The sequence below is a fragment of the Alcanivorax sp. HI0044 genome (assembly GCF_001634945.1).
On record NZ_LWEZ01001546.1, the window covers coordinates 1 to 1,006 of the forward strand.

The following is a 1,006-nucleotide window of genomic DNA, read 5'->3' on the forward strand; positions in this document are numbered from 1 at the left end:
CCGGTCGAAATGCAGGGTCAACGATTCGCCGGCGTTGGCGCGAATGGAGGCCGGAGTATAGACCCCGTCTTCGACAATAATGGTGGTTTCGTGGGTGGCTGACGGTGCGGCGGTTTTGCGCTGCGATAACCAGAACCACCAGACCACCAGCGCCATCAACATCAGGCCGGCCAGATTGACGAGAATATTCATGGTGTCGTCTCCCGGGGTTTGCGGGCGGTAAGTATGACGGACTGCTTGTGCATGGTGTCGCCGAGTACATCGACGCTGTCTTCCGCGAAGGTGGCCAGCGTGGTGTCGGTAAACCCGGCCTGTTCCAGGGCGTGCTGCAGCTCTGGTCCGTGGTAGGTGGAAAAGCCGTGCTGGAAGACGGGCAGGCTGGCCATGCTGTTGTGATCACGCAGGCCCAGCACCAGGGTGCCGCCGGGGCGCAGCAGCAGGAACAAGGCGTGCAGGGCCGGTGCGAGCGGTTGCCAGAAATACACCACGTTCACCGCAACGATGCGGTCCATGGCGGCGGGCGCCAGGGGCGCGTCGGTGAGCGCGCCGTGGATAAAGGCGGCGCGGGTTTCGCCCAGGTAGCGCTCCCGGGCGCGCAGCACCATGTCGCGGGAGGCATCCAGTCCGGTGTAGTGCAGGTTATCCGCCTGCGCCAGCAGGCCGGGAAGGTGGCCGGCTCCACCGGGACCAATTTCCAGAATCCGGTCCCCGTCGGCGGGGGCCAATGCCGCATAGGCGGCGAGAATCACCGGACTGTTACGGTCATCCATGTTGTCTGCGACTGTGTTGCCTTCCTCGCCGTTGGGGTGACGCAGTTGGGCGGCAAGTTGTTCCGGTGTCATGGGGTCGTCCCGTTCGTGTGTTTGGGTTTGAAAAAGCGTAACCGGTTGGCGTTGGTGACCACGGTGACGGAGCTTAGCGACATGGCGGCCCCGGCGATCACCGGGCTGAGCAGGCTGCCGGTGAGCGGGTAGAGTATGCCGGCCGCCACGGGCACGCCCAGGCT

The 1,006-nt window shown here is 64.6% G+C and carries 2 protein-coding genes; both read right to left on the reverse strand.

Annotated elements, in window-relative coordinates:
* Positions 1-192: cupredoxin domain-containing protein (locus tag A3730_RS23305; RefSeq protein ID WP_197477596.1), on the reverse strand; the 192-nt coding region annotated here is incomplete at its 3' end.
* Positions 189-842, reverse strand: a complete 654-nt coding sequence (locus A3730_RS23310) for a class I SAM-dependent methyltransferase (RefSeq protein WP_063520578.1) — start codon at positions 840-842, stop codon at positions 189-191. The genes A3730_RS23310 and A3730_RS23305, both read right to left, overlap by 4 nt.
* Between the last annotated feature and the right edge of the window lie 164 nt (positions 843-1,006).

Coding starts and splice junctions, on each gene's coding strand:
- A3730_RS23310 (WP_063520578.1), bottom strand. CDS start 842: ATGACACCGGAACAACTTGCCGCCCAACTGCGTCACCCCAACGGCGAG.